Origin of the sequence: Pseudomonas sp. FSL R10-1350 (assembly GCF_009600525.1) — a bacterium.
Lineage (GTDB): Bacteria > Pseudomonadota > Gammaproteobacteria > Pseudomonadales > Pseudomonadaceae > Aquipseudomonas > Aquipseudomonas helleri.
The window spans coordinates 21,041-42,854 of the sequence record NZ_WIVR01000006.1 but is presented as its reverse complement, the minus strand read 5'-3'; the positions used below and the strand labels follow the sequence as shown (position 1 = coordinate 42,854).

The window sequence follows — 21,814 nt, the reverse complement described above, 5'->3', positions numbered from 1 at the left end:
CTCAGGCCCTCTCGCCGCGAATGGAAACTGCCGGGAAGGGGTACTGCTCGTTGCGTTCGACCCAGTCCATGAAATCAGCGCGAGCGCCGGGGAAGCCGATCATGGTCCAGCCGACCATGCCCTTGTTGCCGCCGTGAATGGGGTCGCAAAAGAAGCCTTCCTTAGTGTTTTGCAGCAGGAAACTGAAAAACATCTTGGCCGGGACGTTCTCGAAGTGGGGCGTTCCGGCCTCCAGCTGTTTGAGCACTTCGTCTCGGGTAGCGCTGTCTAGCCCAGCAAATGTTGAGTTATAGGTCGTTTTGCACAGTGCCTCCGTGGCAGCGATGCCCAAGCGGTAGATCTGTTTGGGCACAAGCTTGCTCTGCCAGCCCATCTCGGCCGGCGCATCGGTATTGAACGGCCCCTGCATGAACCACAGAGCGCCGCTGGCGTACGGTGTGTGCATTTGCCGGTCTATGTACTCCGGGACGCCAGCTTCCAGAGCGCCAGGGCCTTGCTCGTCGGCGGGGATCAGGCGTGCTACCGCAGCGTTCAGAAATGCCCACTCCTGGGCCGTGAAATACGTCGGCTCATAAGGTGTGGCAGGGGAAGACGTGCGCCCCACAGGTTCAGGTGTGGCTGTGGCGCCCGCAGCGGGCGTCGCCATGAGCACAGAACCGCCGAGGCCGGTGCTTGCCACAGTGACCACCGGAATCAGCGTTAGGGTTTTGCGCAAAAACTCACGCCGCGGGTTGTCTTGTTCAGACATGGGAGGGGCACCTCTTCAGACATTCACGGGTAGCAGTTGCTCAGTGGCAACTTTCATTTTGGCAGCGACAAGCGTCGCAGATGAGCTTAAAAAATAGGTATCAGCAATTAATAGTTACAAATACTAGCAGGTAAGGGGCGAGGCTGAATCGATTCATGCGTAATTTTGCCGCACCTCAGCGCTGCAACAGCGCTGGCTAATCACGAATTTTTGACAAGTGGCTCACACAGTTTTTATCAGGCCTGACTCACTCTAGCGCCACCTCCTTATCCTTTAGTCGAAGTGGTTGCGCTGACATGCCCAAAGCCCGGTTTGCTCCTGCCCTGTGCCTGACATTATTGGCGGCGTTTACGCTGCCCCAGGCGATGGCCGATGATTTTGCCGTGGCGCGCCCGCCCCAGTGGGCGCAGCCGGTTGATGCGCAATACAACCTATACCAAATGTCGCCCACGCTGTACCGCAGCGCCTTGCCCGATGATCAGGCCCAGCCGCTGCTGGAAAAACTGCACATCGGCACCGTGATCAACTTTTTGCCCGAAGCCGACAGCAGCTGGTTAAAAACCCCGGGGGTTGAACAAGTCCAATTGCCGTACCGCACCAATCATGTCGATGACGCCGATGTGCTGGCCGCCTTGCGCGCCATCCAGACGGCTCAGGCCCATGGCCCGGTATTGATGCACTGCAAACATGGTGTCGACCGCACAGGCTTGATGGCAGCGATGTACCGCGTGGTGGTGCAAGACTGGAGCAAAGAAGACGCCTTGAAAGAAATGACTCAAGGTGGCTTTGGCGAAAACTCGCACTTCAAGGATGGCGAGAAATACATGATGCAAGCCAATATCCCGAAACTGCGCCAAGCCTTGGCCAGCGGCGCGTGCAGCACCAGCCCGTTCGCCTCTTGCGTGGTCAAGAACTGGTTGAGCCCCAAGGTTTAAGGGTTATTGGTCTTGGCTAAAGGCCCGGCCCACTGGCGCAGCGCCGCTTTGCGCTGCAACGGTGGGAGCTTGCCCAACTGTTCAACGGCCTTGTAAAACACCGCCCAGTCACCGCCGGTTTGCTTGAACAACGCAGCAAAGGCCGGCACCCATTGGTCATACAACCCGAACGGCAGCAGCTTGGCGTTGTTCATCGGGGCATTGACCCACGCGTCGTAGCGGTTGTTGCCCGCCCATTGCTGGTCGCGAAGCGCACGGTATTCACGGCGCATGCGCTCAAACTCCGCGGCTTTACGCTGGCGCATCTCAGCCGCTGGCAACGTTTGGTTGTACAACTGCTGCAGGCGCTGGCGCGTGTTCAGAACCAAGGCAATAAACGCTTCGCGCTGCTGCAAACCCTTGGTGTTTGCCGCTGGCAGCCCTTGGTAGGCGCGCCATTGGCGCGTGCCTTCCTGCTCGACAAAGCTGGCAAATGACTCGTTGAACTCAGTGTCGTCCTTCACATAAAAACGTTGATGCGCCAGCTCGTGAAAAATCAGCGTGGCCAGTCGCTCATCGCCCCAGTGCAGCATGCTGTTAAGGATCGGGTCATCAAACCAGCCCAGGGTCGAGTACGCCTCAACCCCACTGACCCACACATCCATGCCTTGCTCGCGCTTGAGCGCGGCATCCCCGCGAGCGGCGCCCTGTGAGTAATAACCCCGGTAGGCCACGCACCCGGCCACCGGAAAGCAATAGGTGGCCGGGTCGAGCGAAAACTCCGCTGTCGCGAACACATTCCACACCACATACGGTCGCTGGATATCGGCGTACAGGCGATAACTCTGGTTGTCAGGCAGCTTTAAATGTTCGCTGGCAAAGGTCCGGGCCGCTTGGGACCGGGCCAGATGCTGGCGCAGCACTGGGTCACGCTGAGGATCGGCCACTACCTTGGCCACCGGCTCGCGGGCCTGCAACACGTGCCATTGGCCGGTGAGCAATTGCGAGTAGTAACCCGTACTGGAGCAACCGTTAAGCAGAGGCAATAAGGTGAGGGCAAGCAGGCAGCGAAAAGTCAGGGGCATGGTGCGGTCCAGTGGGCGACAAATGCTCATCGAACACACCCTATGCGACAGGAGTGAAAAAGCACAGCACCCTGTGAGAGTGGTCTGGCGCTATGCTGATGCATTACATCCTGATGGACACTCCCATGCGCACGTTTTTGCTCTTGCTCACGGCCAGCCTGCTCAGCGCCTGTGCCAGCACGCCTCTGCCACCACACGATCCGAACATGGCCTGGGTTGATCTGGAAACCCAAACCGGCAAGTTGATCATGGCCGAGCGCCTGGATAACAAGCGCCTGAACGACGGGCGTTACTTTCAGGTAACCCCCGGCAGCCATGAGCTGATGGTGCGCTTTGACTACGAAGTGTTTATCGGCGGGATGGGCATGTTCAGCGAGCCGCAAGAGCGGTTGTGTTACCTCTCTGTCAACTACGCTGATTTCCAGCCCGGCCAACGCTACCGGTTGCAGGCACGCTCACTGGGCTTTAAAGCTTACGCGCGGTTGTACAACGCCGAAGGCAAGGTGCTGGCCGAGGAGCGGCTGGTGAACTGCCTGCCTTAGTCCGTCAGTTATCGTTTTTCTGATAGATGATCTTCTTCGTGCCGTTTTCGCACGAACCTACCACCATGTTCTGATCGTGTACTTCGTCATTGGTCACGATCTCGAGCGTGTAAGACGACACGTTATTGGCCTGAATCTTGGCTTCGATTTCAGCCTTCAACTCGTCGCATGGCTTGGGCGCTGCCCATACCGAGGTGGCCAAAGCACAACTGATTACCGCTAAAGCAAAACGTTTCATGATGAGACTCCCTTCTTGCAGAACGCACAGTAATGGTCAGACGCAATCGGCGGCTATTCGATCACATTCGGCGGTGTCTGCGAACTGTCCGGGCAAACGCCGCCCCCACTGCGATGCAGGCGGGGGCGTACGTCGGGTCTATCGATCAGGCCTGCAGCGTAGCGTCGAGGGTGATTTTGGCGTTCAGCACCTTGGACACCGGGCAGCCTTCTTTGGCTTTTTTGGTCAGCTCATCGAATTGCTGCTGGGTCGCGCCCGGTATTTTGGCCTTGAGGATCAAGTGCACCGCAGTAATCGCAAACCCGCCCTCGACTTGATCCAGGGTGACTTCAGCTTTGGTGTCGATGCTCTCGGCCTTAAGCCCGGCATCGCCCAAAATCATCGACAGAGCCATCGAAAAGCAACCGGCATGGGCGGCGCCGATCAGTTCTTCAGGGTTGGTGCCCTTGCCACCTTCAAAGCGGGCCTTGAAGCCATACGGTGCGTCGCGCAACACGCCCGTCTCGGTAGAGATGGAGCCGATGCCGGTTTTAAGGTCGCCTGCCCAGTGTGCCGATGCAGTCTTTTTAATACTCATACGTGCCTCCTGAAGAACGGCGTGAAGGTTTCACGCCTTGACTGGAGTTGTGAGGGTAGTCGCCTCCACAAAGTTCATCTTGTCGGACAAATCGCATTTTTTTGTAGCTCAAATCATCGATGCCATTGAAACTCGGGTATATGCCCATATTGCTGTCATCACTGGCGGGTTTATGCGAGTGCCTGAACCTGCCCCTCACTTGGAGTAGCCAGCTGATGAAACGATTGTCTGATGTCAAATTCTCGACCCTCGACCTGGTGCCTGTGCGCGAAAACGGTAGCGCCGCCCAGTCGTTGCACAACTCGCTGGATTTGGCCCAACACGTAGAAAAGTTTGGCTACAACCGTTTTTGGGTAGCCGAACACCACAACATGGACGGCATCGCCAGCTCGGCGACCTCGGTGCTGATCGGTTATCTGGCCGGTGGCACCTCGACCATTCGCGTCGGTTCGGGCGGGGTGATGCTGCCCAACCACGCGCCACTGGTGATTGCCGAGCAGTTCGGCACGCTCGAAAGTCTCTACCCTGGCCGCATCGACCTGGGCCTGGGCCGTGCGCCGGGCTCCGACCAAATGACTGCCCGCGCCCTGCGCCGTGAGCGTTCCGGCAGCGCGGATGACTTCCCGGAAGACGTCGCCGAGCTGATGCGCTACCTGGGTCCACGCACCCCGGATCAGCGGGTGATCGCCATGCCCGGTACCGGCACCAACGTGCCCGTGTGGTTGCTGGGGTCAAGCTTGTTCAGCGCGCAACTGGCCGGTGAGCGTGGCTTGCCCTACGCCTTCGCCTCACATTTCGCACCGCGTTTGATGCACGAAGCGATTCGCGTCTACCGCAACCACTTCAAGCCTTCGGCGGTGCTCGACAAGCCGTACGTAATGTTGGGTGTGCCGTTGGTCGCGGCCGATACCGATGAGCAGGCTGAATACCTGTCCACCTCCGTGCTGCAACGTATTTTGGCCTTGATGCGTGGGCAGAGCCTGGTACAGCGCGCGCCGGTGAAAACCATGGACGGGCTGTGGCTACCCCACGAGAAAGAAGCAGTGATGAGCTTTTTGGGCCTGGCGATGGTCGGCAGCCCCGAGAAAATCCGCGCCAAACTGCAAGTGCTGGTCGAACAGACCCAGGCGGATGAACTGATCTTTACCTGTGACCTGTACGAGCATGCAGACCGTATTCATTCCTACGAACTGCTGTCGCAAGTCATGAAAGGGGTCTAAACCGCTTCTGTAGGAGCGAGCTTGTCTCGCGATCTTTTGATCATTGAAAAGATCGCGAGCAAGCCCGCTCCCACAGAATCAGCCGCGCTTGTAAACGATATCTTTGGTGCCGCCTTCACACGAGCCCACGACTTTTCCGTCAGAGGCAGTGCCCTTGTCGACCACTTCCAGCGAATAGTGCGGGACGCCATTAGCATCAATCTTCGCAGCAATTTCGCTCTTCAGTTCTTCACAAGGCTTGCCCGCTGCGAAAGCAGTGCCCGCCAGACTCAGTAAAGCTACAGCCACTAAAATCTTTTTCATCGGTCAGTTCCCCAGATCAAAACAAAATGGGTGCGACACGACTGCTCATGTCGCACCCAGAGGGTTTAGCGGACTTTGTGGCAAACGGCCAGTTTGTTGGCTAAAAGTCTGACGCAGATCAGCTGCTGGCGATCCGGAAACCGACCTTCAGCGTCACCTGATAGTGCGCCACCTTGCCGTCCTTGATATGCCCGCGCGTGTCCAGCACCTCAAACCATTCCAGGTGTTTGATGGTTTTGTTGGCTTCGGCCAGTGCATGACTGATGGCGTCTTCTATGCTGCTTGGGGACGAGCCTACCAGTTCGATTTTCTTGTAGGTGTGATGGTCAGACATAACGTTCTCCTTTGTCGTCAATCAAAGCCTAGCAGCGAATCTGCTGAATACTTCGTGGGCCGTTCGCAAGGAAAAGTTCAGGTTTTTTGCACTTTCTGAAAACGGCGCAGTCGGACTAAACACGCACCCTCACTCACAAATGCAGGAGAGCCCTAATGGCTAGCAATACTTCACGTAAAGCGTCATTGCAAAGCATGGAAGCCGAGATCGAGAGCCTGCTCAAGTCTCTGGAGAGCTTCAAGCACGACGCGTCTGACGAGTCCAAGAAGACCCTTGGCGCCCTCAAAAGCAATGCCGAGAACGCGCTGAAACATTCGCGTCACCTGCTCAGCGACGCGTATGAAGAGGTCAAAGACAAAACCCGCGAAACCGCCATCGCCACCCGTGAATACGCACAAGAGCATCCGTATGCCACTGCCGGCGTTGCGCTGGGTGCATTGGGCCTGCTGGCGGCTTTTCTGCTCTGCAAACGTAACTAATCCTGCGCTAGCTCAGCCTTGAGCCATTGCGCCAGTTGCCGAGCGCGCCCGTCTGCGGCGCGCTTTGGCACCCACAACGCCAGCTGCGCCGGGGTTTGAGTAAAGCCCCACGGCGCAGCCAGGCGACCGGCCCGTACATCCTCAGCCACTAACGGCTCGGGGGCAATCGCCACACCCAGGCCCGCCACTGCGGCCTCGAGCAAGTAGTACAAGTGCTCAAACCCTTGCCCGTAATTTAACGCCTTCGCATCGATCGCCTGTTGCTGTGCCCAGCTGGGCCACGCCTGCGGTCGCGACGTGGTGTGCAGCAGCGGTTCATCCAGCAGGGCGCTGGCCGGTGCCTGACACAGCTGCGGGTAATGCGCGTAATGCGGGCTCAGCACCGGGCCGATGCGCTCACTGGCCAATTCGTACACCTGCATGTCGGCGGGCCATGGCGGCTCGGCAAACACCAGCCACGCGTCCAACCCGGAGCGGCGCGGGTCCAGATCGCCTTCGCCGGCCGACAGATGCAAACGCAAATCCGGCAAGTCGGCTTTTAAACGGCCCAGACGCGGGATAAACCAGCGCGCCAGCAAACTGCCCGAACAGCCCAGCACAAACGGTGCATCGACATGGCTTTGCGTGAGTTCAGTGCATACATTGCGCAAGCGATCAAAGGCTTCGCTGCTGGCATCGCGCAGACGGATCCCGGCATCCGTGAGCTTCAGGCCGCGGCCCTCCTTCACAAACAGGCTGACCCCCAAGTGCTCTTCAAGCACTTTGATTTGCCGACTAACGGCACCGTGGGTGACGTTAAGCTGCTCGGCCGCCTGGCTGACGCTGTTCAGGCGGGCGGTGGCTTCGAACGCGCGCAGGGCGTTCAGGGGCGGGAGATCGCGGCTCATGGTATCTGTGAGTTTTCCTGACAGGTTGTGGCGATCTTATCGGTTTTCATCTGGCGTTGTCGCGCGTAAAGTCAGGCCCATCGACCTTCGCACCTCTTTATCTGGAGCGTCACATGACCCAATCCACATTGCGTAACGGCCCGGACGACAATGGCCTGTTCGGCTCATTCGGCGGCCGCTACGTCGCTGAAACACTGATGCCGCTGATCCTCGACCTCGATCGCGAGTATGAGCTGGCCAAAAAAGACCCTGAGTTCATCAAAGAACTGGCCTACTTCCAGCGCGACTACGTGGGCCGTCCAAGCCCGCTGTACTTTGCCGAGCGCCTGACCGAGTTCTGCGGCGGCGCCAAGATCTACCTCAAGCGCGAAGAGCTGAACCACACCGGCGCGCACAAGATCAACAACTGCATCGGGCAGATTCTGCTGGCGCGGCGCATGGGCAAAAAACGCATCATCGCCGAAACCGGCGCAGGCATGCACGGCGTTGCGACGGCCACCGTGGCCGCCCGCTTTGGCCTGCAATGCGTGATCTACATGGGCACCACTGACATCGAGCGCCAACAGGCCAACGTGTTCCGCATGAAACTGCTGGGCGCCGAAGTGATCCCGGTTGTGGCCGGTACCGGCACCCTGAAAGACGCCATGAACGAAGCGCTGCGTGACTGGGTGACCAACGTCGACAGCACCTTCTACCTGATAGGCACCGTGGCTGGCCCGCACCCGTATCCGGCGATGGTGCGCGACTTCCAGGCCGTGATCGGCAAGGAAACCCGCGAGCAGATGCAAGCCCAGGAAGGCCGCCTGCCGGACAGCCTGGTGGCGTGCATCGGCGGTGGTTCTAACGCGATGGGCTTGTTCCACCCGTTCCTGGACGACACCGGCGTTGAAATCATTGGTGTTGAAGCGGCCGGTTACGGCATTGAAACCGGCAAACACGCGGCCAGCCTCAACGGCGGCGAGCCGGGTGTGTTGCACGGCAACCGCACCTTCCTGCTGCAAGACGACGACGGCCAGATCATCGACGCCCACTCGATCTCGGCGGGCCTGGATTACCCGGGCATTGGCCCGGAACACGCATGGTTGCACGACATCGGCCGCGTCCAGTACACCTCGGTCACCGACGACGAAGCACTGGATGCGTTCCATAAATGCTGCCGCCTTGAAGGCATCATCCCGGCCCTTGAAAGCGCCCACGCGCTGGCCGAAGTCTTCAAGCGTGCACCGACCTTGCCGGCCGATCACCTGATGGTGGTCAACCTGTCTGGCCGAGGCGATAAAGACATGCAAACCGTGATGCACCACGTCGAACAGTCCCAGCAGGAGAAACACTGATGAGCCGCCTGCAAACGCGTTTTGCCGAACTCAAAGAACAGAACCGCGCTGCGCTGGTGACCTTTGTCACCGCCGGTGACCCGGATTACGCCACCTCGCTGGCCATCCTCAAAGGCCTGCCTGCTGCGGGCGCTGACGTGATCGAGTTGGGCATGCCCTTCACCGATCCAATGGCCGATGGCCCGGCGATCCAGCTGGCCAACATCCGTGCGTTGGGCGCCAAGCAAAACCTCGCGAAAACCCTGCAAATGGTGCGCGAGTTCCGCGAAGGCAACAGCGACACGCCGCTGGTGCTGATGGGCTACTTCAATCCGATCCACCATTACGGTGTGGCTAAATTCATCGCTGACGCCAAGGCGGCTGGCGTTGACGGCATGATCGTGGTCGACATGCCACCCGAGCACAACTCAGAGCTGTGCGACCCTGCGCAAGCGGCGGGCCTGGACTTCATCCGCCTGACCACCCCAACGACTGACGATGCGCGCCTGCCTAAAGTGCTCAATGGCAGCTCGGGCTTTGTGTACTACGTGTCGGTGGCAGGCGTGACTGGCGCCGGCTCTGCAACCACAGACCAAGTGAGCGAAGCGATTGCGCGTCTGCGCCGTCACACCGACTTGCCGATCAGCGTAGGCTTCGGGATTCGCACCCCGGAGCAAGCGGCGGCGATTGCCCGCTTGGCGGATGGCGTGGTGGTGGGCTCGGCCTTGATCGACAAAATCGAAAACGCGGCCACCCCGGAACAAGCGGTCGACGGCGTGCTGAGCCTGTGCGCTGCCTTGGCCGAAGGCGTGCGGACTGCTCGCGCGAGTTAACGCTAAAAACCTGTAGGAGCGAGCTCGTCTCGCGATCTTTTAAACATCAAAAGATCGCGAGGCAAGCTCGCTCCTACAGAGGATGTGTGTCGTTTCACCCGCAGCGCATGGCGGGCACCACTTCATGGGTCAGCCATTGGCGCAAATGGCGGTTCTCGGGGTGGTAGTGGTACAGCAGCATGGCATACGCCCCCGATTCGCTGAGCATCAAGGTGTCTTGCACGGCGCCGTGGCTGCGGATCGGTAATTCCTGATGCTGATCAGCATCCAGCTTGGCCAACCCTTTACGCCCTAACGTGCGGCCCATCAAACGGCCGAGATCGCGTGCGCAACACCACATTTGATCCCCCAACCACACCACTCGCAATTGCAGGCGGTGACGCACAAAAATTCGGCTGTTAAGTGGCTCGGGGTCAATCTGGTAATGCGCCAAGGCACGCCGGGTGGCCGCATGGTCGCTGAGCAAGGTGTGGGTGTAGTCGGTGTTTGAGCGGGGTGGGTCGGGTGTGAGGGTTTTCATGAGGTGCGGTTCCTGGGCGTTGAGGAACTGCCAATAGCCTTCCTACGGGCTGGGTGGCAGTCATGCGCGGGGTAGGAACCGGGTCCCAGGGTAACCGGCCACGTCGAAACGTGCCCGCGCACGACCGCCATGACTGATGGTACGGACACAAAAAAAGTGCCGCAATCAGAAAGGTGGACACTTGCGCGCCGAGGGTAAAAAAGGGTTCCTACGCCCTGTCACTGATTTTGCAGTGACAGCCCCAAGACTAGGCCTGCCAACCCGGCCCCACAAGCGGGTCAACGCCGCTACGGGTTGCGGGAAATGTCCGAGAAGTCGCCCTCACCCCAACCCTCTCCCTCCGGGAGAGGGCGCTTTACCGAGGTGTTCTCAGGGGCAGTGCATGGCTTGCAGGCCGCAGAACATCTACAACATCCCCCAATCGGTTCCTTCTCCCTCCGGGAGAGGGCCAGGGTGAGGGCAAGGCATCACGCGGTTTTACTTCTGCGAGCCGTCGTCATGCTGCAAGTTGGCCTGGGTCAGGTTGCAGCCCGCCGGTACGCTGCGGGTGAGCCAGACGTTGCCGCCAATCGTCGAGCCTTTGCCAATGGTGATGCGCCCCAGAATGGTCGCGCCGGCATAGATCACCACGTCGTCTTCAACAATCGGATGGCGCGGGTGGCCTTTTTGCAGTTGGCCCGATTCGTCCGCCGGGAAACGTTTGGCGCCCAAGGTCACCGCTTGGTAGATACGCACACGTTCGCCGATGATCGCGGTTTCTCCGATCACCACGCCCGTGCCGTGGTCGATAAAGAAGCTGCGGCCAATCTGCGCGCCCGGGTGAATATCAATGCCCGTGGACGAATGCGCGATTTCGGCGCTGATGCGGGCCAGCAAGGGCAGGCCGGCGCGGTACATGTGGTGCGCCAGGCGATGGTGAATCACCGCCAGAATCCCCGGATAGCACAGCAACACCTCGTCGACACTGCGCGCCGCCGGGTCGCCGTGGTAGGCGGCCAGCACGTCGGTGTCGAGGATGCTGCGCAGGCGCGGCAAGGCCAGGGCAAAGTCCTGGATCAATACGGTCGCCGTCTCGTCCACGCCCGCATCCGGCAACCCTGCCTGACGCGCGGCGTAACGCAGTTCCAGCCGCGCCTGGGCCAGCAGCGCGTTGAGCGCTACGTCGAGGGTGTGGCCCACGTAGAAGTCTTCGCTCTCTTCGCGAAGGTCGACCGGGCCCAGGCGCATCGGGAACAACGCGCCGCACAGGGCCTCTAGAATCTCGGCCATCGCGGCGCGCGAAGGCAGCTCGCGGCCGCCCAGTTCACCGCTGACACGGCCGTTTTGCGAACGCCACTGGTTACGGGCCGTGCGCAATTGGCCGACGATGGTTTGCAACTGCCAAGGGTTGGAACGTTCACTCACGCTGAATTCTCCGCGCGCTGGGGGGCTGATTGATCAGCCGCGAATGGGCAATGATTTTTACGGTATCAAACTGTTTCGGGCTTAGCCAATCAACGCGTGCGTCGACGCCAGATTCGCCAGCCCACGAACATCAGCACCAATACGCTCAACGCCGCCGCCAGTGTCACGGTCAAGCCGTTATAGCTGAACAGCGGTTTCTCGATACGCACATAACCGGGCTTGGCAAACAATTGGCGCAACGCGCTGTTGGCTTGCTCAAGTGTCACCGCTTGCAAGCGTTTGGACGGGTCGGCAAACCGGCCGCCGTCGTAGTCGCCCAAGGCGCTCCAGTAATAATCAGCCAAGGCGCTGTTGCCTTGCACGGCCCAGGCCTGGCGCGCCACCGCGGCGTTTTTGAGGCGGGCAAAGGTCTGCGGGTCGAGGCCGTCCTTGAGCAAACTTTGTTTGAGTTCGCCCATCACCTGTTGGGCCTTGGCCACGTCATCGCGGGCAAGATCGGCGTTGAGGCTTAAAAAGCTCACGCCACCGAACACTTCGCGCTCGGCCCAGGGCCCGTAAGACAACCCGTGCTTGAGCCGCAGCTCGCTGTACAACGACCACTCCAGGTAATCGCGCAGCAGGTCCCAGGTTTCATCGCTCTGCTCGTCGATCACCGGCTCCGGCAGCAACCAATGCAGCTTGGCCGTCTCGCCGACCACACCGCGCACCAATGTGCGCTCGGTGTCAGCCTTGGCTTCGATGGCGGGCAGCGGCAGGTGCTCGCTGGGGTCGACCGGTTCGAGTGCGCCGTAGGTGCGCTCCAGATAAGCCGGCAGCAGGCGGTCGAGGTCGCCAACCATGATCAGGGTCATGTTGTTGGGGGCGTACCACGTGTTGCGCACCGCTTCGAGCTGTTGGCGCGTGAGGTTATGCACCTCGGCACGCTCGGCGCATTTGAGGCCCAGCTCCACCGCCAACTGGTTGCTGGCGCTGTGCCCGAGGTCCTGGCGGTCCAGCCAGCGCTGCAGGTGTGAATAGTGGCCGCCGTCTTCGCGCTCAACCACTTGTTTGGCCTCGCTGATGCGCTGGTCGGTCATTTGCGTGCGGGTCAGCAGGCTCAGCAGCAGGTCGAGGATTTTGCGCTGGTTTTTCGCCGGGGCTTCGATCACGAAGGTGGTGTCGGCGTTGCTGGTGTAGGCGTTCCATTCGCCGCCCAGCGCTTGCATGCGCTCTTCCAGGCCGCCTTCGCCGCTGTCGTCGACGCCGCTGAACAATAAGTGCTCCAGCAGGTGGGGTAGCTGTTGATCGGCGCAACTGAAGTCATCCATGCCCACGCCGACCACCAAGCGAATGGACACATGGCCGCGCTCGTAGCCGGGCTTGAGGATCAGTTGCAAGCCGTTAGGCAGTTGATAGCCCTCTACGCTGAAGCGGTCGAGGGCAAAACTCTGAGCTGCTCCCAGCAGCACGCAGATAAACAGCAGGCAACGCATAAAAATCCCTGGATCTCTGAATCCGTTTTGAGAGGGCGAGTGGCGCAGCGCGTCAGTCTGTGCAGGTTAGACGCTGCTTACAGACTGACAACACGGTCGCGTGCAACGTTCAGGGTGAATGTAGGGTGTCGGCGTTGTCTTCAGGTTCCAGCGCGCCGGTATCGGTGTTTTCCAGCACCACGTAAGCGCTGCCGCAAAACAGTGAATTCAGGCGCTGCATGTCGGCAATCAGCTCCAGGTGCACGGAGCTGGTTTCGATGCTTTGGGTGATTTTTTGTTGCAAACGGTTCACGTGAGCGTGGGCCAGGCGCCGCTCTTGTGCGCGAAAACGGCGTTTTTCGCGCAGCAGTTGGCGGGCGATGTGTGGGTCCGAGTTCAGGAACACCGTGAGGCCCAGGCGCAGGTTCTCGATGAGCTGGGTTTGCAGGTCTACCAGCTCTTCAAGCCCCGTGGCCGAAAACGAACGGCGTTGCGAGGTTTTCTGCTGCTGGACTTTGCGCAGCATGCGCTCGATCAGGTCGCTGGCCAGTTTGAGGTTGATCGCCAGTTCGATGATCTCGGCCCAGCGGCGACTGTCGTGTTCGCCCAGGTCTTCGCGGGGCATTTGTGCCAGGTACAGTTTGACCGCGCTGTAGAGCACTTCGACGTCATCGCTGAGGGTGCGCATTGCTTGCGTCATTGAGGTTTGCTTGCCGCGCAGAACGTCGAGCATATTGACCAACATGGTGTCGATCAGGTCGCCAATGCGCAGGGTTTCGCGCACGGCGTTGGTCAGCGCCAGGGTGGGCGTGTCGAGTGCTGCAGGGTCGAGGTGGCGTGGGGTGATGCTGCCGTTGGCGAGATCGCGCTCGGGCAATAGTCGGGCACACAGCCGCGCCATGAGGCCGATGGTGGGCAGCATCAAGAAGCAGCGCGTGGTGTTGTAGAGCAGGTGGAAGCCGATGACGAGTTCCTGGGGCCTGAAGTTAAGGCTGTCCATCCAGTCCACCAGCGGCGTGAGCACCGGCATGATCAGCAGCAAACCGATCAATTTGTAGAGCAGGCTACCGAGCGCCACCTGCCGCCCCGCCGTGTTTTGCATGCTGGTGCTGAGAAACGCCAGCACGCCGCTGCCAATGTTGGCGCCGATCACCAGGCCAACGGCCACGGGCAGGCTGATCACGCTGGCGCCGGCCAGGGTCGCGGTGAGCAGCACGGCGGCCAGGCTGGAGTACGAGACCATCGCAAACACCGCGCCGACCAGGGCATCGAGCAGCAAGTCGCCGGTCAACGAGGCGAAAATCACCTTCACGCCCTGGGCATGGGTGATGGGCGAGGCGGCTTCGACGATCAGTTGCAACGCCAGAATAATCAGGCCCAGGCCAATCCCGACGCGCCCCAGTTGCCCGGCGCGGGTTTGTTTGCGTGACAGGAAGAAGATCACACCCAAAAAAATCAGCAGCGGTGACAGCCACGACAAATCGAAGGTCAGCACCCGTGCCATCAGCGCGGTCCCGACGTCAGCCCCGAGCATGGTTGCCAGCGCGGGTGTGAGCGTCATCAGGCCCTGGCCGACAAAGGAAGTCACCAGCAGGGCGGTGGCGTTGCTGCTTTGCACCATGGCGGTGACGATGATACCGGCGATAAACGCGAGTATCGGTCTGGACACGTTCTGGCCGATGACATGGCGCAAGTTCGTGCCGTAAACCCGCAAGATACCGGTTCGCACGATGTGCGTGCCCCAGATCAGCAGGGTCACGGCAGAGAGAAGATTGAGCAGGGTCAGCATGCTGGCTCCCTGTGGTCGATACTTTGGAGGATCAGATAGCTGCAGGCCGTTCTTACAGATGTTTCTTAAGCTGTAGTCGGCAATTGAGCAGAACGCCAGCATCGCACAGCTGGCGGTGTGTTGAAACATTTGTGAAACATTTGCATCTTCACTGTAGGAGCGAGCTTGCCTCGCGATCTTTTAAACGCTCAAAAGATTGCGAGACAAGCTCGCTCCTACAGGAGAGCCGGGTTAGTTGAGCTTCAGCACTTTGGCCAGGACGATTTTCGGGCCTTTCATCTTTTTGATGATGATGCGCAGGCCTTCGACTTCCAGTTGCTCTTCTTCTTCAGGCACGCGGTTGAGGGTGTCGTAGATCAAGCCTGCAACGGTTTCGGCCTCGACGTGGTCAAGGTCGACGCCCAGCAGGCGCTCGATCTTGAACAGCGGCGTATCACCGCGCACCAGCAGTTTGCCTGGCTGGTACGAGAGGATGCCGCGCTCAGCCTTGCGGTGTTCGTCCTGAATGTCGCCCACCAGCACTTCGAGCACGTCTTCCATGGTCAGGTAGCCGACCACTTTGCCGTCGGCTTCTTCCACCAGGGCAAAGTGCGCGCCGCCCTTGCGGAACTGCTCCAGCAGCTGCGCCAGCGGCATGTGGCGTGACACGCGCTCCAGCGGGCGGATCAGTTCTTCAAGGTTGAAGGTTTCGGGCAGGTGATCGAGGTCAGCCAGCTCAAGCAGCAGGTCCTTGATGTGCAACAGACCGACAAAGGTGTTGGTGTCGGCGTCGTAGACCGGGTAGCGGCTGAACTTGTGACGGCGGAACAGCGCAAGGATTTCCTTGAGCGGCGCCTTGTAGTCCAGGGTCACCAGGTCTTCGCGTGAATTGGCCCAGTCGACCACTTCCAGCTCGCCCATTTCCACGGCCGAGGCCAGCACGCGCATGCCTTGGTCGCTCGGGTCCTGGCCACGGCTGGAGTGCAGGATCAGTTTGAGTTCTTCGCGGCTGTAGGCGTGGTCATGGTGAGCACCGGGCTCGCCTTGGCCGGCAATCCGCAAAATGGCGTTGGCGCTGGCGTTGAGCAGGTAGATGGCCGGGTACATGGCCCAGTAGAACAGGTACAGCGGCACGGCTGTCCACAGCGACAGAGTTTCGGGTTTGCGGATGGCCCAGGATTTAGGGGCCAGTTCGCCGACCACAATGTGCAGGTACGAAATGATGAAGAAGGCGGTAAAGAACGACACACCTTTGATCACTTCAGGCGACTGCACGCCCAGCGCGCCGAGCAGCGGTTCGAGCAAGTGGGCAAACGCCGGCTCACCGACCCAGCCCAGGCCCAGCGAGGCCAGGGTGATACCCAATTGGCAGGCGGACAGGTAAGCGTCGAGCTGGTTGTGCACGGTGCGCAGGATCTGCCCGCGCCAGCCGTTGACGTCTGCGATGGCCTCGACCCGGGTCGAGCGCAGTTTGACCATGGCAAATTCAGCCGCAACGAAAAAGCCGTTGAGCAGTACCAGGATCAGAGCAAAAAGAATCATGCCGAAGTCGGCGAAGAGTGTTGCGAGGGTCAAGCCAGGGGAAGGGTCCATGATGGAGTTTTACGGGTTCCAATATTCAACGAGTTGAGGGTTTCAGGGCCTGCATATGCAGGCCCCGGCCAAGCAATGTAGCGGCTGATGCGGTGCTTGCCTAGTGGGCTTTTGCCGCACGGGTCAGCTGACGGAGGCGCTAATCCTGGGTTTTATGACCTGAACCGGGTCGAATTGGCAGGTAAAAGTGCTGCCGTGGCCCAATACGCTGCTGATGTCCAGGTGCCCGTGGTGGCGCAATAGCACGTGTTTGACGATGGCCAGCCCCAGGCCCGTACCGCCGGTGCTGGCATTGCGGCTGGAGTCTACGCGGTAGAAGCGTTCGGTCAGGCGCGGCAGGTGTTTGTTGTCGATGCCGACCCCCGAATCCTGCACGCTCAGGTGCGCGCCCAAGTGGTCTGCCCACCAGCGAATACGGATAGAGCCGCCGTCCGGGGTGTATTTGACGGCGTTGAACACCAGGTTGGAGAACGCGCTGCGCAGCTCGGCTTCGCTGCCCTTGAGGGCCACGTTGGTGTCGATGTCCAGGGTGATGGTCTGGTTGCGTTGCCCGGACAACGCCTGGGCGTCGCCCTTGATCGAGCGCAGCAAGGCGTCGATAGGCACCGGCTGGTTGTCCGAGGGGTAGTCGGTGGCTTCCAGCTTGGCCAGCAACAGCAGGTCATTGAGCAGCGTCTGCATGCGTTCGCCCTGTTGCTGCATTTGTGACAGCGGGCGCTTCCAGCGCGGGTTCACGTCATCGACGTTGTCGAGCAGGGTTTCCAGATAGCCGCAAATCACCGTCAACGGCGTGCGCAGTTCATGGGAGACGTTGGCAATGAAGTCTTTGCGCATTTGCTCCAGATGGTGGAGGCGGGTGACATCACGCACCAACATCAGGTGCTCGTTGTTGCCATAGCGGGTGATGTAGAGCTGGATGCGCAGGTGGTCGTTGACCGGCGAAGGAATTTCCAGCGGTTCGGCGTAATTGCCGTTGTCGAAGTATTCCTTGAAGCGCGGGTGGCGAACCAGGTTGGTGACCGGCTGGCCGCTGTCTTGCGGGGTCTTGAGGCCCAGCAGGGTTTCGGCGGCGCGGTTCCACCATTCCAGGTCGCCATGGCTGTCGAGCATGACCACGGCGTCCTTGAGGGCGGCGGTGGACTCTTGCACACGGTCAATCACCGCTTGCAGGCGCCCGCGTACGCGCTGGTCGCGGCGTTGCAGGTGGTAGATGCTGTCAAACACCTCACCCCACAGGCCATAGCCATCGGGCGGTGCTTCGTCGGGTTGGTGGTTGCGCAGCCAATCGTGCAGGCGCAGCAGCTGTTTAAGGGTCCAGCCCAGATAAAGGCCCAGACCGACGACCAGGCTCCAGCCGTAATACCCACTGATCAACCCGATGAACAGGCAGCCGGTAATCAAAAGCAATAGATGGCGAATCAGAGTGCCATGCCAATTTGGGTTCAAGTCACACGTCCCGTTGTGGGCTTAAGCGGCAAGCTATAAGCAGCAAGCTCCAAGCTTGCCGCTTACAGCCAATAGCTAGCTGCTGCTCTTAAGCTTTTGTTGAAAACCGATAACCGGTGCCGCGCACGGTTTGTACCAGATTTTCATACGCCTCGCCGAGGGCTTTGCGCAAGCGACGGATGTGCACGTCGACGGTCCGTTCTTCAACGTACACGTTGCCGCCCCACACTTGGTCAAGTAACTGGCCACGGGTGTAGGCACGTTCTTGGTGGGTCATGAAGAATTGCAGCAGGCGGTATTCGGTGGGGCCCATGTCGGCCGGGGTGCCGTCGATGGTGACGCGGTGGCTGATGGGGTCGAGCAGCAGGCCGCCGATTTCAATCGGTGATTCGTTGTCGGCGGGGCCTGCACGGCGCAGCACGGCTTTGAGGCGGGCGACCAGTTCACGCGGGGAAAACGGCTTGGTGATGTAGTCATCAGCGCCCACTTCCAGGCCCTGGATCTTGTTGTCCTCTTCGCCTTTGGCGGTGAGCATGATGATCGGAATGTCATTGGTCAGTTCTTCGCGTTTCAGGCGACGGGCCAATTCGATCCCCGATGTGCCGCCGGGCAGCATCCAGTCCAGCAGAATCAGGTCAGGCTTACGGTCCACGATGATGGCGTGAGCGTCCTGAGCATTGTCGGCTTCCAGGCAATCGTAGCCAGCCATTTCCAAGGCCACCGCGATCATCTCGCGGATCGGTGCCTCGTCATCTACGATCAAAATGCTCCTGCCAACCATGCCGTAACCCTCGTGTCATTTAACTGTCTTGTGGCGCATTAGATAACGGAATTATTGCAGTCGTGTGACAGCTTTGAGCCTAAAAGCGCTCCGCAGATTAGTGGACTACGCTTTGATCTCAAATCGTACAACCACAAAAAGGGCGATTCCGATGACTTATAACACTACTTCCCTGAAGGCATTGCTGCTGGCCGCCGCGCTGGCGCTTCCGGGGCTGGCCTTTGCTGACGAGCCGGCGATGGTCAAGGACGGATTTCTGGTTGATCACGTCGGCTTGACGCTCTACACGTACGACAAGGATGCGGACGGTAAGTCGACGTGCTACGACACCTGCGCCAAAAACTGGCCACCGCTGCCCGCCAAGTCCGACGCCAAAGACATGGGTGACTGGAAAACGACCGAGCGCACAGACGGCACGAAACAATGGGTCTACAAGGATAAGCCGCTGTACACCTTTGCAGGCGACAAGAGCTCTGGTGAAAAAACCGGCGACGGCAAAGGCGGTGTGTGGCACGTGGCCAAGCCATAAACCTTTAAAGCGGGCCCGCTCATTCGTGGGAGCGGGCTTGCTCGCGATTCAGTGATGCACAGACCTCCAGCTCATGACTGTCATTTCTGACAGCAGACGTGATTACCTCCTGAGCGCATGCTGTGAGGCAGGTCACTCCAAGAGCTTGCCCATGACGTCGCTCCACGCCCATACGCCGACGCTAGCCGTTATCGATCCGCGCGGGTTACCGATTCGTACGGTGGCGTTTGCGTGCTCAGTGGGCGGGCAAACACCCGAGCAACGGGTGACGCAGAGTGTGTTCGACCCCATGGGGCGGTTGGTGGCGCAGCGCGACCCGCGTGTGTTCGCGCACGCTACGGCTCCAGCTAATCTGCTGACCGTGTTCAGCCTGTCCGGTCAGGTGTTGGCCACTGACAGCAGCGATGCGGGGTGGCGGGTCAGCCTGGCGGGCGAGGCCGGGCAGATGCTGGAGGTGTGGGACACCTGCGAGAGTCATTGGCAAACCGCTTATGACGATTCGATGCGCCCGGTCAGCGTGACTGAAAACCGTAGCCATGTGATCGAGCGGTTCAGTTATGCGCAGCCCAACGCGGAGAGCGCCCGGCACAACCGCTGCGGCAGGTTGCTGCGCCACGACGACCCGGCGGGTACACGGCACATGACCGAATACGGCCTGGCAGGCGGAACGCTGGAAGAAACCCAACAGTTTTTGCGTAGCCTTGACCTGCCTCATTGGCCCGAGCCCGAGGCCCAGCGCGACCTGTTGCTGGAGGAGGCCGACCCGCTTATCAGCCGCTGGCACTTCAACGCCGCTGGCGAAGTGCTCAGCCAGACCGATGCCAAAGGGCATCAACAACACTTCAGCCACACCGTGGCCGGGCAACTGCGCGAAACCGGCCTGCAAATCGCGGGTAGCAGCGCTGTAAAAACCTTGGTCAGCAACATTCGCTACAACGCCTTTTCTCAAGTCGAAAGCGAAACCGCTGGCAATGGCGTTGTCACGCGTCTGATCCACGAAGCGTCGACCGGCCGTCTGGCTCGCCTGCAGGCGCAAGCACCTGGCAAACGGCTGTTGCAAGATTTGCACTACCGCTACGACCCGGTTGGCAACCTTGTTGAGATTGAAGACGCAACCCTGGCCACCCGACATTTTGCCAATCAGCGTATCGAACCCATTCGCCGCTTTACCCACGACAGCCTCTACCAACTGATTGCAGCCAGCGGTTGGGAGACCGCCAAGCCGTCACTCGGCCCGGACCTACCGGCCTGGCAGACTTCGGACGCCAGCCAGGTGGTCAATTACAGCGAAACCTATCGCTACGATGCGGCGGGCAATCTGCTGGAGCGCACTCACCTGGGGGCGGTCAATCACACGCTGTCGATGCACATCGCCCCACACAGCAACCGCCTTATGCGCAGCGGCGAAACGGAACACAGCTACGACGCCAATGGCAATGTGCTGATCTTGCAGTCCGGCCAATCCCTACAGTGGGATGCCCGCAATCAACTGTGCGCAATCGCCCAGGTCACCCGTCAGCACGCCGCCAATGACGAGGAGCGCTATATCTACGGCGGTGGAGGCAAGCGCCTGCGCAAAGTCCGCACCTGGCAAGCGCAGGCCAACAGTCACACCGCCGAAACCCGCTACCTGCCGGGGCTGGAGGTGCGCACCAACAGCGCCAGCCAGGAACAGCTTGAGGTCGTCACTGTTCAGGCCGGGCGGTGCCGCGTGCAATGGTTGCATTGGGACACACCGCCCACCGGCCTTGGCAACGATCAGTTGCGCTACACCCTCGACGACCACTTGGGTTCCAGCACGCTGGAGCTGGACGATCAGGCCCAACTGATCAGCCAGGAAACCTACTACCCGTTCGGCGGTACCGCGTGCTGGGCCGGGCGTAATGAAGTGGAGGCCAGCTACAAAACCATCCGTTACTCAGGCAAGGAACGCGATGCCTCAGGGCTGTATTACTACGGCTATCGCTACTACGCCCCGTGGCTATACCGCTGGCTGAACCCCGACCCGGGCGGCGACATTGATGGGCTGAACCTGTATGGGTTTGTCGGCAATGACCCGATGGGGCATGTGGATGCGGATGGGCGTACACGCGTGCGCAAGCTCTCAGGCCCGGAGTTAGGGACGGATTTGATTGTGGCCGCAGTGGGGGCAGCCCCTGAAATGACAGGAGCGCAAGCCCGAGCGTTATTAGCTGATGACGATACGCAAGACAGCCAAGCTGAAAACTTTCAACTCGCGGCTGAGGTTGCAGATGCAGACCTTCAAGAGAGTGATTTTCAAGATCAGTTTCAGCAGATCATGGGGACATTGCCTGCGCCTGTTACAGAGCCTCAGCCTGGCACGTCTTCGCAGGGCACACTCCAAGTGCCTGCTGTGCCAGCACCTAAGCGCTTTAACTGTGATGTGGCTGATTGCGGGAAAGTTTTTAAAAGGAAAGACCATCTTGAGGTTCACTTGCGAACTCATACCGGCGAGAGGCCGTACCCGTGCACTGAATCTGGATGCTCAGCGAGCTATAAAGATCGCACCACTTTTAAGCGTCACTTGCTCACTCATACCGGCGAGAAGCCGTTCCCGTGCCCTGTGCCTGGATGCTTAAAGAGCTTTGGCCGGAACGGCCATCTTAAGGCTCACTTGCTCACTCATACCGGCGATAAGCCGTACCCGTGCACTGCGCCTGGCTGCACAAAGAGCTTTGGCCGGAAGGCCAATCTTGTGAATCACTTGCGAACTCATACCGGCGAGAAGACGCACTGGTGCACTGTGCCTGGATGCTTTAAGAACTTCAGACAGAAGGCCCATCTACAGTGTCATCAGAAAATCCACAGGCGGTGAAAGTGCTTTTGAA

The 21,814-nt window shown here is 59.8% G+C and carries 22 protein-coding genes and 1 pseudogene; 9 read left to right on the top strand and 14 right to left on the bottom strand.

Annotation, left to right across the window (positions count from 1 at the left end; translation table 11 throughout):
* Nucleotide 1: 1 nt before the first annotated feature.
* Nucleotides 2-748 (bottom strand): gluconate 2-dehydrogenase subunit 3 family protein, encoded by a 747-nt coding sequence (locus tag GHO25_RS04680; protein WP_123750736.1) that lies wholly within the window; start codon nucleotides 746-748, stop codon nucleotides 2-4.
* 296 nt (nucleotides 749-1,044) lie between these two features.
* Between GHO25_RS04680 and GHO25_RS04675 the strand changes: the two are divergent.
* Together GHO25_RS04675 and GHO25_RS26830 are read left to right on the top strand one after the other, a co-directional pair.
* Nucleotides 1,045-1,542: pseudogene (locus tag GHO25_RS04675) on the top strand (dual specificity protein phosphatase family protein); the annotation flags it as partial.
* On the top strand, nucleotides 1,428-1,703 hold the full coding sequence (locus tag GHO25_RS26830) for a DUF1651 domain-containing protein (RefSeq protein ID WP_372240923.1): 276 nt from the start codon (nucleotides 1,428-1,430) through the stop codon (nucleotides 1,701-1,703). The pseudogene GHO25_RS04675 and the gene GHO25_RS26830, both read left to right, overlap by 115 nt.
* Here GHO25_RS26830 and GHO25_RS04670 read toward each other — a convergent pair.
* On the bottom strand, nucleotides 1,680-2,747 hold the full coding sequence (locus tag GHO25_RS04670) for an aminopeptidase (protein WP_153390035.1): 1,068 nt from the start codon (nucleotides 2,745-2,747) through the stop codon (nucleotides 1,680-1,682). The genes GHO25_RS26830 and GHO25_RS04670 overlap by 24 nt on opposite strands.
* A 125-nt stretch (nucleotides 2,748-2,872) precedes the next feature.
* Here GHO25_RS04670 and GHO25_RS04665 point away from each other — a divergent pair, with 125 nt between their 5' ends.
* Complete coding sequence (locus tag GHO25_RS04665; RefSeq protein ID WP_153390034.1) at nucleotides 2,873-3,289, top strand: hypothetical protein; 417 nt, start codon at nucleotides 2,873-2,875, stop codon at nucleotides 3,287-3,289.
* Between the two features lie 4 nt (nucleotides 3,290-3,293).
* Here the strand turns inward: GHO25_RS04665 and GHO25_RS04660 are convergent, their stop codons facing one another.
* Together GHO25_RS04660 and GHO25_RS04655 are read right to left on the bottom strand one after the other, a co-directional pair.
* Complete coding sequence (locus tag GHO25_RS04660) at nucleotides 3,294-3,527, bottom strand: DUF1161 domain-containing protein (protein ID WP_048371159.1); 234 nt, start codon at nucleotides 3,525-3,527, stop codon at nucleotides 3,294-3,296.
* Nucleotides 3,528-3,672: 145 nt separating this feature from the next.
* Complete coding sequence (locus GHO25_RS04655) at nucleotides 3,673-4,104, bottom strand: OsmC family protein (RefSeq protein WP_153390033.1); 432 nt, start codon at nucleotides 4,102-4,104, stop codon at nucleotides 3,673-3,675.
* A gap of 215 nt (nucleotides 4,105-4,319) precedes the next feature.
* On the opposite strand from GHO25_RS04655, the gene GHO25_RS04650 reads away from it, so the two are divergent.
* Entirely contained in the window at nucleotides 4,320-5,324 is a 1,005-nt protein-coding gene (locus tag GHO25_RS04650; RefSeq protein ID WP_153390032.1) for an LLM class flavin-dependent oxidoreductase, read from the top strand.
* A gap of 78 nt (nucleotides 5,325-5,402) precedes the next feature.
* Here GHO25_RS04650 and GHO25_RS04645 read toward each other — a convergent pair whose 3' ends face one another.
* Nucleotides 5,403-5,627: a DUF1161 domain-containing protein gene (locus tag GHO25_RS04645; RefSeq protein WP_048371153.1), complete on the bottom strand. Its 225-nt coding sequence runs from the start codon at nucleotides 5,625-5,627 to the stop codon at nucleotides 5,403-5,405.
* 118 nt (nucleotides 5,628-5,745) lie between these two features.
* A complete protein-coding gene (locus GHO25_RS04640; protein ID WP_048371152.1) occupies nucleotides 5,746-5,961 on the bottom strand; it encodes a dodecin in 216 nt (71 codons plus the stop codon).
* Nucleotides 5,962-6,116: 155 nt separating this feature from the next.
* Between GHO25_RS04640 and GHO25_RS04635 the strand changes: the two genes are divergently transcribed.
* Entirely contained in the window at nucleotides 6,117-6,440 is a 324-nt protein-coding gene (locus GHO25_RS04635) for a YqjD family protein (RefSeq protein WP_048371150.1), read from the top strand.
* On the opposite strand, the gene GHO25_RS04630 is transcribed toward GHO25_RS04635, so the two are convergent.
* Nucleotides 6,437-7,327, bottom strand: a complete 891-nt coding sequence (locus GHO25_RS04630) for a LysR family transcriptional regulator (protein WP_048389163.1) — start codon at nucleotides 7,325-7,327, stop codon at nucleotides 6,437-6,439. The genes GHO25_RS04635 and GHO25_RS04630 overlap by 4 nt on opposite strands.
* 113 nt (nucleotides 7,328-7,440) lie before the next feature.
* Here GHO25_RS04630 and trpB point away from each other — a divergent pair, with 113 nt between their 5' ends.
* Both trpB and trpA read left to right on the top strand, forming a co-directional pair.
* Entirely contained in the window at nucleotides 7,441-8,661 is a 1,221-nt protein-coding gene (gene trpB / locus GHO25_RS04625; protein ID WP_048371147.1) for a tryptophan synthase subunit beta, read from the top strand.
* A complete protein-coding gene (gene trpA / locus GHO25_RS04620) occupies nucleotides 8,661-9,473 on the top strand; it encodes a tryptophan synthase subunit alpha (RefSeq protein ID WP_153390031.1) in 813 nt (270 codons plus the stop codon). The genes trpB and trpA overlap by 1 nt, the downstream gene beginning before the upstream one ends.
* Before the next feature lie 94 nt (nucleotides 9,474-9,567).
* Here the strand turns inward: trpA and GHO25_RS04615 are convergent, their stop codons facing one another.
* The 7 genes from GHO25_RS04615 to phoB all read right to left on the bottom strand — a co-directional run bounded on the left by GHO25_RS04615 (nucleotide 9,568) and on the right by phoB (nucleotide 18,436).
* Nucleotides 9,568-9,993, bottom strand: coding sequence for a Bro-N domain-containing protein (locus tag GHO25_RS04615; protein ID WP_153390030.1), 426 nt, complete (start codon nucleotides 9,991-9,993; stop codon nucleotides 9,568-9,570).
* Nucleotides 9,994-10,470: 477 nt separating this feature from the next.
* A complete protein-coding gene (gene epsC / locus GHO25_RS04610) occupies nucleotides 10,471-11,397 on the bottom strand; it encodes a serine O-acetyltransferase EpsC (RefSeq protein WP_048371143.1) in 927 nt (308 codons plus the stop codon).
* An 89-nt stretch (nucleotides 11,398-11,486) separates the two neighbouring features.
* Nucleotides 11,487-12,869, bottom strand: coding sequence for a pitrilysin family protein (locus GHO25_RS04605; RefSeq protein WP_153390029.1), 1,383 nt, complete (start codon nucleotides 12,867-12,869; stop codon nucleotides 11,487-11,489).
* Between the two features lie 109 nt (nucleotides 12,870-12,978).
* Nucleotides 12,979-14,637: a Na/Pi cotransporter family protein gene (locus GHO25_RS04600; RefSeq protein WP_123750747.1), complete on the bottom strand. Its 1,659-nt coding sequence runs from the start codon at nucleotides 14,635-14,637 to the stop codon at nucleotides 12,979-12,981.
* 231 nt (nucleotides 14,638-14,868) lie between these two features.
* Nucleotides 14,869-16,209 carry a hemolysin family protein gene (locus GHO25_RS04595; RefSeq protein WP_048371137.1) on the bottom strand — a complete coding sequence of 447 codons (1,341 nt, stop codon included), beginning with the start codon at nucleotides 16,207-16,209 and terminating at the stop codon, nucleotides 14,869-14,871.
* 123 nt (nucleotides 16,210-16,332) lie between these two features.
* Entirely contained in the window at nucleotides 16,333-17,655 is a 1,323-nt protein-coding gene (gene phoR, locus GHO25_RS04590) for a phosphate regulon sensor histidine kinase PhoR (RefSeq protein ID WP_048371136.1), read from the bottom strand.
* An 88-nt stretch (nucleotides 17,656-17,743) separates the two neighbouring features.
* A complete protein-coding gene (gene phoB / locus GHO25_RS04585; RefSeq protein WP_048371134.1) occupies nucleotides 17,744-18,436 on the bottom strand; it encodes a phosphate regulon transcriptional regulator PhoB in 693 nt (230 codons plus the stop codon).
* A gap of 151 nt (nucleotides 18,437-18,587) precedes the next feature.
* Between phoB and GHO25_RS04580 the strand changes: the two genes are divergently transcribed.
* Together GHO25_RS04580 and GHO25_RS04575 are read left to right on the top strand one after the other, a co-directional pair.
* Nucleotides 18,588-18,965, top strand: a complete 378-nt coding sequence (locus tag GHO25_RS04580) for a hypothetical protein (RefSeq protein WP_153330251.1) — start codon at nucleotides 18,588-18,590, stop codon at nucleotides 18,963-18,965.
* A 151-nt stretch (nucleotides 18,966-19,116) separates the two neighbouring features.
* The gene (locus GHO25_RS04575) at nucleotides 19,117-21,801 is read left to right on the top strand and encodes an RHS repeat-associated core domain-containing protein (protein ID WP_178109985.1); all 2,685 of its coding nucleotides are present in this window, start codon (nucleotides 19,117-19,119) and stop codon (nucleotides 21,799-21,801) included.
* Nucleotides 21,802-21,814 lie beyond the last annotated feature (13 nt).